The 14,677-nt window shown below is 65.6% G+C and carries 12 protein-coding genes and 1 tRNA gene; 10 read left to right on the forward strand and 3 right to left on the reverse strand.

Going from position 1 to position 14,677, the window contains the following annotated elements; genetic code table 11:
• Positions 1–79 precede the first annotated feature (79 nt).
• The 8 genes from bcp to BACI348_RS12905 all read left to right on the forward strand — a co-directional run bounded on the left by bcp (position 80) and on the right by BACI348_RS12905 (position 10,048).
• Positions 80–553: a thioredoxin-dependent thiol peroxidase gene (gene bcp, locus BACI348_RS12870; RefSeq protein ID WP_159826360.1), complete on the forward strand. Its 474-nt coding sequence runs from the start codon at positions 80–82 to the stop codon at positions 551–553.
• Between the two features lie 113 nt (positions 554–666).
• Positions 667–748, forward strand: a tRNA-Leu gene (locus BACI348_RS12875).
• Positions 749–946: 198 nt separating this feature from the next.
• The gene (locus tag BACI348_RS12880) at positions 947–1,621 is read left to right on the forward strand and encodes a fasciclin domain-containing protein (RefSeq protein WP_159826362.1); all 675 of its coding nucleotides are present in this window, start codon (positions 947–949) and stop codon (positions 1,619–1,621) included.
• 165 nt (positions 1,622–1,786) lie between these two features.
• Positions 1,787–3,457 (forward strand): ABC transporter substrate-binding protein, encoded by a 1,671-nt coding sequence (locus BACI348_RS12885; protein WP_201298423.1) that lies wholly within the window; start codon positions 1,787–1,789, stop codon positions 3,455–3,457.
• Positions 3,458–3,536: 79 nt separating this feature from the next.
• A complete protein-coding gene (locus tag BACI348_RS12890; RefSeq protein WP_159826364.1) occupies positions 3,537–5,039 on the forward strand; it encodes a malate:quinone oxidoreductase in 1,503 nt (500 codons plus the stop codon).
• Positions 5,040–5,107: 68 nt separating this feature from the next.
• On the forward strand, positions 5,108–8,326 hold the full coding sequence (locus BACI348_RS12895; protein WP_159826366.1) for an efflux RND transporter permease subunit: 3,219 nt from the start codon (positions 5,108–5,110) through the stop codon (positions 8,324–8,326).
• A 112-nt stretch (positions 8,327–8,438) separates the two neighbouring features.
• The gene (locus BACI348_RS12900; RefSeq protein ID WP_159826368.1) at positions 8,439–9,578 is read left to right on the forward strand and encodes an LLM class flavin-dependent oxidoreductase; all 1,140 of its coding nucleotides are present in this window, start codon (positions 8,439–8,441) and stop codon (positions 9,576–9,578) included.
• Positions 9,578–10,048: a MarR family winged helix-turn-helix transcriptional regulator gene (locus tag BACI348_RS12905; RefSeq protein ID WP_159826370.1), complete on the forward strand. Its 471-nt coding sequence runs from the start codon at positions 9,578–9,580 to the stop codon at positions 10,046–10,048. The genes BACI348_RS12900 and BACI348_RS12905 overlap by 1 nt, the downstream gene beginning before the upstream one ends.
• Positions 10,049–10,104: 56 nt before the next feature.
• Here BACI348_RS12905 and BACI348_RS12910 read toward each other — a convergent pair whose 3' ends face one another.
• Entirely contained in the window at positions 10,105–10,911 is an 807-nt protein-coding gene (locus BACI348_RS12910; RefSeq protein WP_159826372.1) for a transglutaminase-like domain-containing protein, read from the reverse strand.
• Between the two features lie 74 nt (positions 10,912–10,985).
• Complete coding sequence (locus BACI348_RS12915; RefSeq protein WP_159826374.1) at positions 10,986–11,795, reverse strand: hypothetical protein; 810 nt, start codon at positions 11,793–11,795, stop codon at positions 10,986–10,988.
• A 135-nt stretch (positions 11,796–11,930) separates the two neighbouring features.
• Here BACI348_RS12915 and BACI348_RS12920 point away from each other — a divergent pair, with 135 nt between their 5' ends.
• Together BACI348_RS12920 and BACI348_RS12925 are read left to right on the forward strand one after the other, a co-directional pair.
• A complete protein-coding gene (locus BACI348_RS12920) occupies positions 11,931–12,593 on the forward strand; it encodes a DUF1684 domain-containing protein (RefSeq protein WP_159826376.1) in 663 nt (220 codons plus the stop codon).
• A 51-nt stretch (positions 12,594–12,644) separates the two neighbouring features.
• On the forward strand, positions 12,645–13,490 hold the full coding sequence (locus BACI348_RS12925) for a fumarylacetoacetate hydrolase family protein (protein ID WP_159826378.1): 846 nt from the start codon (positions 12,645–12,647) through the stop codon (positions 13,488–13,490).
• A 28-nt stretch (positions 13,491–13,518) separates the two neighbouring features.
• Here the strand turns inward: BACI348_RS12925 and BACI348_RS12930 are convergent, their stop codons facing one another.
• On the reverse strand, positions 13,519–14,673 hold the full coding sequence (locus BACI348_RS12930) for a cysteine desulfurase family protein (protein ID WP_159826380.1): 1,155 nt from the start codon (positions 14,671–14,673) through the stop codon (positions 13,519–13,521).
• Positions 14,674–14,677: the final 4 nt, after the last annotated feature.

A 14,677-nucleotide genomic window follows, 5' to 3' on the forward strand; every position in this document is an offset into this window, starting at 1 on the left:
GTATAGCCAAGTGTCGATTAGCACTGCTCCGGGCTGCTTACTAGGCTGGTGTGTCCCGCCCGCAACAAGGAGAAAAACAATGGCTGACAGACTCGTAACAGGTGACAAAGCACCGGGCTTCACCCTGAAGGATTCGACCGGCAAGGACGTCAGCCTGGCGGCGCGGCCGGGCCGCAGCACCATCGTCTACTTCTACCCGGCTGCCGCAACGCCGGGCTGCACCAAGGAAGCCTGTGACTTCCGGGACAACCTGGCCTCACTGCAATCGGCGGGCTACGACATCCTGGGCATCTCCCCCGACCCGGTGGAAAAGCTCGCAAAATTTGCCGCCACCGAGGAACTCACCTTCCCACTGCTCTCGGACGGGGACCATGCAGTGGCCGAGGCCTACGGCGCCTGGGGTGAGAAGAAAAACTACGGCAAAACATACGAAGGCCTCATCCGGTCGACCATTGTGGTGGACCCCGAGGGCAAAGTGACCCTGGCCCAGTACAACGTCCGCGCCACCGGCCATGTGGCCAAGCTTCGCCGGGACCTGAAGCTGGACGCCTGACCCGTCCCCCGGACACAGGTCCCGCCTGGGCGACGCTACAATGAATACTGGCATCCGCCGTCGTACGTTTTAAGCCCTGAATCAGGTGCCTGACGCACAGTGCGGACAGCCACGCGCGAGTGGTGAAATTGGCAGACACGCAGGATTTAGGTTCCTGTGCCTTCGGGCGTGGGGGTTCAAGTCCCCCCTTGCGCACTCAACGGCAAAAGATCCTCCGGCCCAGGCCGGGGGATCTTTTTTATTTCCTCCTTGAATCTGACCCATCCGCATTCCGGCACCGGCCGAATACCCAGTGAGACACCAGCCAAGGGCAGGTGCCCACCAGCCAGAAGAAACAGCGCCGCGGTCATCCGTCCACGGCCAGGCGAAAATGTTCAACCAAGGAGAACCGAAATGCAGACCATCAAGCGCACCTCTCTCAGCGTCGCCGGCGTTGCAGCTGTAGCTCTGCTCAGCCTGACAGCATGCGGCGGCTCAGCCGGCACCTCAAGCTCCTCCGCAACGGCCGCGGCGCCCTCCGCCACCAGCATGGCCCCGTCCCCGTCGGCGAGTTCCTCCGCCAAAACCATGGATCCGGCCGCCAACCTGGTTGGCCCCGGCTGCGCCGCCTACGCCCAGCAGGTCCCCACGGGCGCAGGCTCCGTGGAAGGCATGGCACTGGACCCCGTTGCTGTGGCAGCGTCCAACAACCCCATCCTGACCACCCTCACCGCCGCGGTCTCGGGCAAGCTGAACCCGAAGGTGGACCTGGTGGACACCCTCAACGGCGGAGAATTCACCGTCTTCGCACCGGTGGACGACGCCTTTGCGAAGATCGATCCGGCCACCATCGAAACCCTGAAGACCGATGATGCCCTCCTGAGCAAGATCCTGACCTACCACGTTGTTCCCGGCCAGATCACCCCTGACAAGATCGCCGGCACCCACGCCACGGTCCAGGGCGGCTCTGTCACCGTCACCGGCAGCGGCGACGCCCTGAAGGTGGATGATGCCAACGTGATTTGCGGCGGCGTCAAGACCAAGAACGCAACGGTCTACCTCATCGACTCAGTGCTGATGCCCAAGTAATCGTGCACAGCTTGGCCGGGGCCTGTCCGCAAAGGACGGGCCCCGGCCTTCTTAATTGGCGTCCGCCTGTGCCGCGCGGGTACCGGAAACGGGAGTGCCGGGTCAACTAGACTTGGTCCCGGCCCGCAGTCGGCGGCGCCGGCAAGATCCCGAGGTGATAAACGAGTGCCCAGCAGTCCATCCCGGCGGACGGTCCTCACGACCGGCGCCGCCCTCCTGGCGCTGAGCGTCACCTCCTGCACGGCGAGCCCGGCCCCGTCGCCGTCGTCTGCTTCCCCTTCTCCGAGCACGACGACGGAACCCACCGCCGTCTTCAATTTCGGCACCGCAGTGCAGCCGCTGGGCCTGGACCCGGCTTTGTCCAGCGATGTTGAGTCCCAGCGCATCACGCGGCAGATCCTGGAAGGACTGGTGGGGGTGGATCAGACCACCGGCAAACCCACTCCGCTGCTGGCCACCGAGTGGACTGAATCGAACGAGGGCCGCTCCTACACCTTCAAGCTCCGCAGTGGTGTGACCTTCCACGACGGCACCCCGTTCAACGCCGATGCCGTGTGCACCAACTTCAACCGGTGGTTCGCGTTCTCGGAGGACCTGCGCCGGCAGGCGCCCGGCAGCTCCTTCAAAGGCGTGTTCAAGGCGCACTCGGACCAGCCGGAGCTGTCCATCTTCAAAAGCTGCACCGCGCTGGGACCCGATTCCGTACAGATCGACCTCACCCAGCGCTTCACCGCATTCCTGCAGGCCCTGACCATGCCTGCCTTCGCCATCGCCTCGCCCGCTGCCCTGGCCGCGGGAAAGGCCGACGTCCTGGACCAGAACCGCGGCGGCCAGGCCATTTCCGCCTTCGGCGCCAATCCGGTGGGCACCGGGCCCTTCACGGTGAAGTCCTGGGACGAAGCCAGCGTCACCCTGGCCAGCAACGCCTCCTACTGGGGAGACCGCGGCCAGATCGCCACCATCAACTTCGTTGCGTACAACCACCCCCAGGCCCGCCTACAGGCGCTGCTGGACGGCAAGATCGACGGCTATGACGCCGTGACGGTGGGCAACTTCGATCAGCTGGTGAAGCGCGGCAAGCAGATCGTCCAGCGTGACCCGTTCTCGGTGATGTACCTGGGGATCAACCAGGGAATCCCCATCCTGCAGAACCAGAAAGTACGCCAGGCCATCGAACTGGCCATCGACAAAGAAACCCTCATCCGCAAGTTCTTCATTGACAACACCGCTGTTGCCACCCAGTTCGTCCCTCCCAAGATCAGCGGGTTCAACAACAATGCCCCGGCCCTGGGACACGACCCCGCCAAGGCCAAGGAATACCTCAAAGAGGCCGCGTACGCCGGGGAAGAACTGAGGTTCTACTACCCGCTGAACGTCACCCGGCCCTACCTCCCCACCCCGGAGAAGGTCTACGCCGAAATCAGCCGGCAGCTCACCGCGGTGGGGTTCAACATCAGGCCTGTCCCGGTGGACTGGTCAGAGGGGTACCTGCAAAAGGTCCAGTCCCCCGGGGACCACGGGCTCCACCTGCTGGGCTGGAACGGCTCCTACGCGGACGCGGACAACTTTGTGGGCCCCCTCTTCGGCGAGAAGAACGGTGAGTTCGGGTACCAGGACCCGCAAGTCTTCTCGAAGATCAACAGGGCGCGCGGAATGCCGGAGGGCAAGGAACGCGATGAGCAATATCACACCATCAATGCCCAGATCGCAGCCACCATTCCCGCCGTTCCCATCGCCTTCCCCATCTCGGCGCTGGCCCTGTCAGACCGTGTGGTCAGCTACCCGGCGTCGCCTGTCTTAAACGAAGTTTTCACCAAAGTACAACTGAAGCCTTGACGGGCCAGCCCAATTTCAGTAGTAGGGCTGCCCGGGGATATTCTGTGACAGCCAGAGCCGCTGCAATCGGAGACTGATCGTGACCTTCATTTCCAAGACCCCACATGCCGACGTCGTCCTGATTGGCGGCGGCATCATGAGCGCCACGCTGGGGGCATTTCTCAAGCAGTTGGAGCCGGACTGGACCATCTCCATGTTCGAGCGGCTGGACGAGCCGGGACTGGAAAGCTCCGGTCCGTGGAACAACGCCGGAACCGGCCACGCCGCCCTCTGTGAACTCAACTACTCCCCCGCAGCCAAAGACGGCTCCGTGGACCCAACCAAGGCGCTGCTGATCAATGAGCAGTTCCAGCTTTCCCGCCAGTTCTGGTCCCACCTGGTGGACCAGTCCCTGATCGGTTCGCCCAAGGGCTTCATCAACACCGTGCCGCACATGAGCTTTGTGATCGGCGAGGAAAACACCCGGTTCCTGAAGAGCCGCTACGAGGCCCTCAAGCCACATCCGCTGTTCCGGAGCATGGAATACTCCGAGGACCACGGCCAGATCGGCAAGTGGGCTCCGCTGATCGTCAAGGGCCGCGACCCGCAGCAGCGGATCGCTGCCACCCGCGCCGCCGAGGGCACCGACGTGGACTTCGGGGCACTCACCCGCGAGCTGACCACTTACCTCGGGAACAACGGCGTCGAAATTAACTACGGCCACGATGTCACCGGCATCTCCCGGGCGTCCGACGGCGGCTGGAACCTTTCGCTGAAATACCCCAAGTCCGGCGAACACGGCAAGATCCACGCCAAGTTTGTTTTTGTGGGCGCCGGCGGCGGCGCCCTGCACCTGCTCCAGGCTTCCGGGATTCCGGAAAGCAAGGGCTACGGCGGCTTCCCCGTCTCAGGGCAGTTCTTCCGCTGCACTGACGAAACCCTGGCTGCGCAGCACAGTGCCAAGGTATACGGCCAGGCCTCAGTGGGTGCCCCGCCCATGTCCGTGCCGCACCTGGACACCCGGTACGTCAATGGCAAGCGTTCGCTGCTGTTCGGCCCGTATGCCGGGTTCTCCACCAACTTCCTCAAGAACGGCTCGTACCTGGACCTGCCGCTGTCCATCCGGCCGAGCAACATCATCCCCATGCTGGCGGTCGCCAAGGACAACATGGACCTGACCGCTTACTTGGTCAAGGAAGTTGCCAAAAAGCACGCGGACAAGGTGGAAGCCCTGCGGGAGTACTACCCGGAGGCAAAAGCGGGCGACTGGGAACTCATTACTGCCGGCCAGCGTGTACAGATCATCAAGAAGGACCCGCAGAAGGGCGGCGTGCTTCAGTTCGGTACTGAGGTGATTGCCGGCCGTGACGGCTCCATCGGCGCGCTCCTGGGTGCGTCGCCCGGAGCCTCCACTGCAGTGCCCATCATGATCGAACTGCTCCGGAAGGCCTTCCCCAAGAACTTCAAGGGCTGGCAGGCCAAGCTCAAGGACATGATGCCCGGCTACGGCGTTAAGCTCGACGACAACCCGGAACTTGCCGCGGAGCTTGAGAAGGCGACCGCCAGGTCCCTCCAGCTGGAAAGCGTCACCGCCAACCACTGACCCTGCGGGGCCGGTGGCCGGCTGCTTGGCCCGCAACAGTCAGTCACTACACCACAGGAGACCATGCGATGTTCCGGCTGGCACAACTTTCACTGGCGAACCGGGCACTGATCGCACTCATCACGGTCTTCGCCTCGGTGTTCGGCGTGATCACCATGTCGTCGCTGAAGCAGGAGCTCATCCCGTCGATCGAGTTCCCCCAGATCACGGTGTTGACCGCCATGCCCGGCGCCTCTCCGGAGGTGGTGGACAAGCAGGTCAGCGGACCGCTGGAAACTGCGCTGAACGGCGTGGAGGGGCTGGAATCCACCTCCTCCACGTCGCGCAACGGCGTTTCCCAGATCACCATGGTCTTTACGTACGGCTCCAACCTGGACCGGGCCCGGAACCAGATCGACCGGGCCATCTCCAACGCCAAACGAAACCTCCCGGAGGACGTCCAGCCGCAGGCCATCGCCGGCAGCATCAGCGATTTTCCCATCGTGTTTTTGGCGGTGTCTTCGGATAAGAGCCTCAGCGAACTGAACGCTGATCTCCAGCGGTTGAGCGTTCCCCGGCTGCAGAAGATCGACGGCGTCCGCGGCGCCGAAGTGACCGGCGGCGCCAGCCAGCACATCGAGATCCTCCCCCGCCCCGATGCCATGGCGGCCTCCGGTGCCACCATCACATCCATCCGGGACGCCCTGGCGAACAATGGCGCCCTCATCCCGGCCGGCACGCTCGAGGAGCAGGGAAAAACGCTGTCGCTGCAGATCGGCAGCCCCGTCGATTCCCTGGATGCCGTCAAGGCCCTGCCACTCACCGGAGCAAAGAACGCAGCCACCGTCGGCAGCGTGGCCGACGTGTCCGTCAAGGACGACGAACGGACCTCCATCACGCGGACCAACGGCGCCGAAACCCTTGCCGTCTCCGTCACCAAAAAGCCCGAGGGCGATACCGTGGCCATTTCGCACGCGGTCCGGGACACCCTGGACGGGCTTGAGGCCGAACTGGGATCCAACGCCAAGTTCACGCCGGTGTTCGACCAGGCCCCGTTCATCGAAAAATCCATCAAGGACCTCACCACCGAAGGCCTGTTGGGACTGGGTTTCGCCGTGGCCGTCATCCTGGTCTTCCTGATGTCCACCCGCTCCACCCTGGTGACGGCGGTGTCCATCCCGCTTTCGCTCCTGATCACGTTCATAGGCCTGTCAGCCACCGGCTATTCGTTGAACATCCTTACCCTTGGTGCGCTCACCATCGCCATCGGCCGCGTCGTGGACGACTCCATTGTGGTGATCGAAAACATCAAGCGGCACCTCAGTTACGGCGAAGACAAGGTGACTGCCATCCTGACCGCCATCCGGGAAGTGGCCGGCGCCATCACGGCATCCACATTAACTACCGTGGCCGTCTTCCTGCCCATTGCCTTTGTGGGCGAACTCGCCGGTGAGCTGTTCAGGCCATTCGCCCTCACCGTCACCATGGCGCTGCTGGCATCACTGCTGGTTTCGCTGACCATCGTTCCCGTGCTTGCCTACTGGTTCCTGCGGAATCCCGGCCTCACGCCCGACGGCGGGGCAGCCCAACGCGATGCCGCCGCCGCGCGCGCGAAGGCTCAGGACGCGGAACAACGCAGCAGGCTCCAGCGCGGATACCTTCCCATTCTCACCAGGACGCAGAAGCATCCAGTCATCACTTTGGTTGCCGCCGCCCTGGTCCTGTGCGCCACCGGGGCCATGGCACCCCTGCTCGCCACCAACCTGCTGGGCAACTCGGGGCAGAACAGCCTCACGGTGCGCCAGGTCCTGCCGGCCGGCACCAGCCTCGCGGACACCAGCGCCGCCGCCATCCGCCTTGAGGAAGTCCTGCGCGGGATCGACGGCATCCGGGACGTGCAGGTAACGTCCGGGAACGCGCAGGCCGGTTTTGCCGCGCTCACCTCCACGGGATCCTCCAACTCCACCTTCACCGTGGTGACGGACGAAAAAGCGGACCAGGACCAGTTGCAGGAAACCGTCCGGGACGAACTGGCAAAAGTGCCCGATGCCGGCAAGATTTCCGTGGGCACCCAGCAGGGCGGCTTCGGGACATCCTCCACCGTGGACGTCACCATCAAGGCCGCCACCACCGCGGACCTCCAGACAGCCAGCGATGCCATGGTGGAGGCCATGACCGGCGTCCCCGGAACCAGCGAAGTGGCCACCAACCTGGCGGCGAGCCAGCCGGTGGTCCAGGTGAAGGTTGACCGTGCCAAGGCAGTGGCGGCAGGGCTCAACGAGGAACAGGTGGCGGGCGTCCTCGCCTCCACTATCAGCCCCATCCCCGCCGGAACCGTACGGATCGATACCAACGACTTCCCGGTCCAGATCGGCAAGGGAACAAAGTTCACCAGCATCGACGCCGTTCGGGCAATCCCGCTGCCGGCCGCCGGCGCTCCCGTGACGCTCGGCAGCATCGCCGCGGTGGAACAGGTGGACGTGCCGGTTTCCATCACCGCCAGCAACGGCCAGCGCACCGCCCGGGTGTCCGTGACGCCGTCGGGATCCAACCTGGGTGCCGTCAACACCGAAGTCCAGAAGCGCCTCTCCGAGGTCCGGCTGCCTGCCGGGGTCACCGCCGAAATCGGCGGTGCCACCACCCAGCAGCAGGAGTCGTTCCAGCAGCTGGGGCTCGCCCTGCTGGCCGCGATCGCCATTGTCTACGTGATTATGGTGGCCACCTTCAAGTCCCTCATCCAGCCCCTGATCCTGCTGGTTTCGGTGCCGTTCGCCGCCACCGGTGCGGTGGCCCTGCTCCTGGTGACAGGGGTCCCACTGGGCCTGCCGTCGCTGATCGGCATGCTGATGCTGGTGGGCATCGTGGTCACCAACGCCATCGTCCTGATCGACCTCATCAACCAGTACCGGCAGCCGCGGGACGGCCGGCCGGGGATGACCGTTGCTGACGCCATCACCCACGGCGCCCGCCAGCGGCTCCGCCCCATCCTGATGACAGCCCTTGCCACGGTCTTCGCACTGACGCCGATGGCGCTGGGGCTCACCGGCGGCGGCGGCTTTATTTCGCAGCCGCTGGCCGTAGTGGTCATCGGCGGCCTCGTCTCCTCCACGGCCCTCACGCTTATCCTGGTTCCGGTGCTCTACCGGCTTGTGGAAGGGCGCCGCGAAAAGAGAGCACTGCTCCGGGACCTGCAGGCGCGTCCTGAGTTCGGGGCCGGCGCCGACGTCGACGAGGAGTTCCGCGACTGGACCACAGGCATGATCCCCAAGGTCAGCGGGCGGCGCGCAGCACCGGGAAACCCCGGGTAAAAACAGCGGAATATTTCCGGCGCGGCAGCGTTGTATGCGGCGATAGATGCAAATGCATCTAAATTGGTTTACACTTAAACCAAGTCAGCAAGCAGCAACGGAAGGGCACATCATGCAGATCGGTGTTTTCAGCGTCAGCGACATCACCACGGACCCCACCTCGGGCCGGACCCCCACCGAGAACGAACGCATCAAGGCCTCCGTCGCCATCGCAAAAAAGGTCGAGGAAATCGGCATGGACGTGTATGCCATCGGCGAGCACCACAACCGGCCCTTCTTCTCTTCCTCCCCCACCACCACCCTTGCCTACATCGCGGCGCAGACCGAACGGATCATCCTGTCCACGGCCACCACGCTGATCACCACGAATGATCCCGTCAAGATCGCCGAAGACTTCGCCATGCTCCAGCACCTGGCCGACGGCCGCGTGGACCTGGTCCTGGGCCGCGGCAACACGGCGCCCGTCTACCCCTGGTTCGGCAAGAACATCCAGGACGGCGTGGAGCTGGCCATCGAAAACTACAGCCTGCTGCGCAAGCTGTGGGACGAGGACACCGTCAACTGGTCCGGCAAGTTCCGCACCCCGCTGCAGAACTTCACGTCCACCCCGCGTCCGCTCGACGGCGTGGCACCCTTTGTGTGGCACGGCTCCATCCGGACGCCGCAGATCGCCGAAGTGGCCGCGTACTTCGGTGACGGATTCTTTGCCAACAACATCTTCTGGCCCAAGGAGCACTACCAGCAGCTGATCGGCCTGTACCGGGAGCGCTACGAGCACTACGGCCACGGCACGGCAGACCAGGCGATCGTGGGCCTGGGCGGGCAGTTCTTTATGCGGAAGAACTCGCAGGACGCCGTCAAGGAGTTCCGCCCGTACTTCGACAACGCTCCGGTCTACGGACACGGGCCGTCCCTGGAGGACTTCACCTCGCAGACGCCACTGACCGTCGGAAGCCCGCAGGAGGTTATCGAAAAGACCCTGACGTTCCGGGAGTACTTCGGCGACTACCAGCGCCAGCTGTTCCTGATCGACCACGCCGGCCTGCCGCTGAAGACCGTCCTGGAACAGCTGGACCTGTTCGGCGAGGAAGTCCTGCCCGTCCTGCGCAAGGAGTACGCGGCCCTCAAGCCGGCACAGGTGCCGGAACCGCCCACCCACTCCAACCGGGTTGCCGCAGCACTGGCCGCCCAGGAACAGGATGGCCAGGACGCCGGGGCCCAGGACACCGAAAAGTCCCGCGCGGAGGCATGATGGCCGGCAACAGTTCCGAATCACCTGTCCGCCTGGCGGCAGAGACCTGGGAGTCCTTGTTCCGGGCCCAGGTGGCGGTGATGCGCAAGCTGCAGGCAGGTCCGGCGTTCCGGAAACTGGCGGTGAACGAGTATGACGTGCTGTTCACGCTGTCCCGCTGCCCCACCGGGTGGCTGCGGCTCAACGAGCTCAACGACAACGTGCTCCTGAGCCAGTCCAGCCTCAGCAGGCTGGTGGAGCGGCTGGAGAAGCGCGGGCTCGTGGCCAGGATGCCTGCACCCGACGACGGCCGCGGCATCCTGCTGCAACTCACGGAGGCAGGCCGGGAGCTGCAGAAAGAGATCGGCCGCGAGCACGTCCGGGACATCTCCAGCCTTATGGAGCCGGCACTGACCCCGGAAGAGCAGAAGGAGCTGCGGCGGCTCACCGAGAAGCTGCGGAGCTCCCTGGGGCCCAGGCCCCTCCGGTAGGAGCCCGCGGTTGCCGTAGGGTCCGGCAAGCGCAGCGAGGGGAATCCTCTGTGGAATCAGCCCAGCTGAACCAGCCGGGCCGGGTCCTCGGCAGGCAGGTCACCGTTTACTACGGCGGTGACCTGCAGCTGGTTAAGGATCAGGCTTCCGCCCACAGTGGAGAGGAAGGCGGTATCCGCCGAGTCCCTGCCGGCAGTGATACGCAGCATCGATTCCCTGGGCGCGAGCCCCGTGGGATCGATGACATGCCATGCCCCGTTGACGTACGCTTCGGCCACTGCGTGGAAATCCATGGGATTGAGGCCCGGCGCGTACACCGCGGCAAGCCTGGCGGGAATATCCTTGGAGCGCAACAGTGCGATGGCCAGGTGGGCAAAGTCCCGGCACACGCCGCGCCTGCTGAGGAGGGTTTCCACAGCTCCGTCCGTTCCCCGCGATGACCCGCTGAGATAGCGCAGCTCCCCATTAACCCAGTTCCGCACGGCGTGCAGCAGCTCCGCGCCCCGGACGCCGCCAAATTCGGCATAGGCCGTAGGCAGCAGCCGGTCTGACTCGGCATACCGGCTGGGCCGGACATAGCGGATCCTGTCCGCCAACTCTGCCTCTTCGGGGTCGGCCTTACCGCCCACCGTGGCGGCATATTCCACCGTCACCTCTGCGGGTTCGGCGAACTCCATGTAGTGGAACCGGCCTCCGTGGTGGTCCTCCACCTCTGTCAGCGGAACCTGGCCGCCGCCTGCCGTAACGGAAAGGGATTCGTCAAACGTGGAGTAGCCTCCGTTCCTGGCTACAGCGACGGCCATCGCCACCTTGGTATTGGCTACGGTCTTGAAGACCAGTCGTGCGGAAACACTGCGTTCCATGGCTCTTTCGGGTGGTTGTGGGCGGTAGAACGGGGCCTGGTTTGCCGCGGCGCAGGATGGGGCCGGGCGCAGGACTAGTTTTTGATCTTCAGAGACATTAGCATCCGCTGGACGTTGGCGAATTCGCTGCCTTCGTTGACATAGCGGGCGGCCTGGTCAAGGGTGTCGAAGGCCTTGGCGGGCGCCACTTTTTCGTCCGGGGCGAACGCCCGGACGGAGACGACGTCGCCGAACGAGTAGTCGCCCTTTCCGGCCGGGCCCCGCAGGATGTTGCGGAGCTCGCAGGCCTGGCCGTCCGCGCCGCCCACCAAGTTCGTGACCCCGTAGGAGCCAAAGTATTTGTATCCCTGGATCACGCGGAAGACCACCCTGGGCGGTATGGTCCCCTCTCCGCCCGCGGCGGAAAGTTCCACCGGCACGCTGCTGACCACCGTGTACGCCCGCCGGGCCGGTTCGGGGCATTCCACGGACGACGGCGGCAGCCCGGTCCGCAGCGCTGCCATAAATGTTCCGTCGGGCTTCTTCACTTCGATCTTCAGCGCCCCGGGCAGGGTGCCTTCCTCCGGCGTGACGGACTGCGCGATCCAGTCCTCCGGCAGGTCGAAACTTACGGTTTTACCGGGGTCCGAGAAACTCTTCCAGGCAGCGGCGGTGGCCACTGCCTGTGGCGCGCCGGATGCGGTGGCAGTGGACCCGCTGGACGGGGCCGTGGACGATGAGCCGTCCGCCGAAACGGGCGCGGCGGCGCCGGCACTGCCGGAGGGGCCCGGCTGCGCTGTCCAGCCCGGCTGGCCGGACTCTCCGCCGGAGCAGCCCGTCAGGAGGACGCCGGCCAGCAACAGAGATACACCGGACAGCACCGTCGTCGTCGCCTTGCCTCTCATGCTGCCAGCCTAACCGGAGGTGACCGGCAGCCAAGTCTGGGCGGAGGGCGTTTCCTGTCCTCCCGCAGCGAAGACACCCAAGCCCGTGTCGCCGTCGGACGGGTTCTGTCCCTTCCGGGGACTAGGCTGGTGGACATGGCGGAAGAGCAGCACGGCGCAGCCGAAGAATCCCTGGCGAACATCTCCGCCGTCGACATCGCCGACTGGCGGCTGCGGACCTTCGCCCTGTACGACAACGTCCGGAAGCTTTCGCTTGAAAATCCTGCCGAGGCCCATTCCTACTGGCGGCACCAACGCGACCTGATGTTCGCCACGCACCCGGCCTCGGCACTGACCCTGCAGGACAAAACGCACTTCTCCGGGCTCAAGACCGCAGACTACGACCCCATCTACCGCTTCCATGTGCCGTTGACCAAGGAAGGTGCGGGGCGTGAGATGAGCGTGGAGACCGCCACGGACGGCGTGGTCCGGTTTGTCCGGCTGGGAACCTTTGACCTTCCCGAGATGGGCCAGCTCGGGGTGTGGAAGCTGCACGGTTACGGCGGCGGCATCTTTGTGCCGTTCCGCGACGCCACTGCCGGCCAGCCCGGCGGCAGCTACGGGGCGGGGCGGTATCTGCTGGACACCATCAAGGGCGCGTTCCACGGTGTCCACGGCACAGGTCCGGACGCCACGTTCGTGCTGGACTTCAACTTCGCCTACAACCCGTCCTGCGCCTACAACGAGGCCTGGGCCTGCCCGCTTCCCGGGCCGTCCAACCGGCTGGCCGTGGAGATTCCGGTGGGCGAGCTCTACTGAGCGAACGGCGACGGGTCCGAAGGGCTTCCCGCAGCACCGTAGGATTCCCTCATGACTGCCCTCCCCCGCCGCATAGCCCGCGTCCGTCCCCTGACCGCTGCCCAACCGGCGGAACAGTTTTTCGTTGCCAGCGGGGCGTTGGACTTTGGCAGCGTGGACGGCAGCACGTGGACGGTCATGGACAGTCCGTTTCCGGCCTCCCCGGCCAACGCAGAAAGCCAGCCGCGGCAGGGGTGGGAGCCCGGGGACCTGGTGAGGGAGGACTCTTTCACCTTCCTGGCTCCGAGCGTGCCCAGGAACGTCCTGGGGATGGCGCACAATACCGGCCAGCCGGGCCGGGACCTGCCTCCCCAGGCGTTCCACAAGGCCGCCACCAGCGTCATCGGGCCCGGTGACGCGATAGAGCTGGCGCACGGGATGCGCCGGGTGGATCCGGAAGCGGAGCTGGCCATCGTCATCGGCAGCACGGCGCGCGGCCTGACCCTCGCGGATGCCCGCGGCGCTGTCCTCGGATTCACCATCGGGAACGATGTCACGTGCCGTGACCGGCAGGAGAGCGATGAACTCTGGATCAGTGCCAAGAGCCAGGACACGTTTACGCCGGCGGGCCCGTGGGTGGTGACCGGCCTGGACGAAACCGACCTGGCCGTGGACGTGGTGCTCAACGGCACCCCCCTGAAGGCCGCCGGCACGCAGGACCTCGGCTGGAAGGTCGACGAAATCCTGGTGTACCTGACGTCCTTTATGACCCTGCACCCGGGCGACCTGGTGCTGACCGGGTTCCCGGCCGAATGTGCGCCGCTGAGCCCGGGTGACACCGTGGCGTGCAGGGTCCAGGGCATTGGCGAGCTCGTGAACCCGGTGGTCGCCTCGCCGTGGCCCGGGCAGACGATCTGACGGGGCGCCGCACTAAGGCCGGCTTTGGTTAGGCGCCGAGCGCCCTGACCCGTCCGACGGCGGCTTCCACCGCGGCTGCCGCTGCTGCAAGGTCCGCGCCGGTCACCGCTGAGTCGAAGCTGAACCGGACCGCCGTCTGCGCCACCTCCGCCGGAATGCCCAGGGCCGTGAGGACTGGTGACGGTGCGTCCGAGCCGGCTGCGCAGGCTGAGCCGCTGGAGCAGATCACGCCCTGGCGTTCCAGTTCGAGGAGCACGGACTCGCCGCTGGTCCCCGGGAAGCAGAAGGAGGCCACCGATGGCAGCCGTTCAACGGGATGTCCGGTCAGCACCGCACCGGGAACAGCGGTGAGTACAGCATGGATGAACGTGTCCCGCAGCGCCGCCACCCGGCGTCGTTCGTCCTCCTGGCGCGACTGGGCGAGCGCGAGGGCAGTGGCCAGGCCAACGGCGCCGGCCACGTTTTCTGTTCCCGAGCGGCGGCCGCGTTCCTGCCCGCCGCCGTGGATCAGCGGCTCCAGCTTGGTGCGGCCTCGGACGAACAGCACACCGCAGCCCTTGGGCGCCCCGAGTTTGTGCCCGGAGATGCTCATCGCGTCCACGCCCAGGGCTTTGGTGTCCAGCATGTGCCACCCTGCAGCCTGGACGGCGTCGGTGTGGAAGGGGATGCCCAGTTCGCGGGCCAGGGCTGCCAGTTCTGCGATGGGCTGGACCGTTCCCACCTCGTTGTTGGCATACATGACGCTGGCCACGGCGGTCTCCGGCCGAAGGGCTGCGCGGAAGGCTTCGGGCGTCACACGCCCCGTCCCGTCAACGGGAACCACGTCCACGGCGAACCCGTGGAAGCGTTCCAGGTACCGTGCGGACTCCTCCACTGCAGGATGTTCGACGGCGCTGATCACCACCCGGTTGAGCTGCGGGTTGGCAGCCTGCCGGGCCAGGGCGATGCCCTTCACCGCCAGGTTGTCTGCTTCCGTTCCACCCGCGGTGAAGATCACCTCGCCCGCCCGGCAGCCCAGTACCGCTACCACCGTACGCCGCGCGTCCGCGAGCGCAGTGGCTGCAGCCTCGCCCAGGGTGTGGTGGCTGGAGGGGTTGCCGAACTGGCCGGTGAGGTAGGGCCACATGGCGTCCAGCACTTCACGGCGGACGGGCGTTGTGGCGGCGGCGTCGAGGAAGATCATGGGG

Source organism: Arthrobacter sp. 9AX, assembly GCF_902506095.1.
GTDB lineage: Bacteria > Actinomycetota > Actinomycetes > Actinomycetales > Micrococcaceae > Arthrobacter.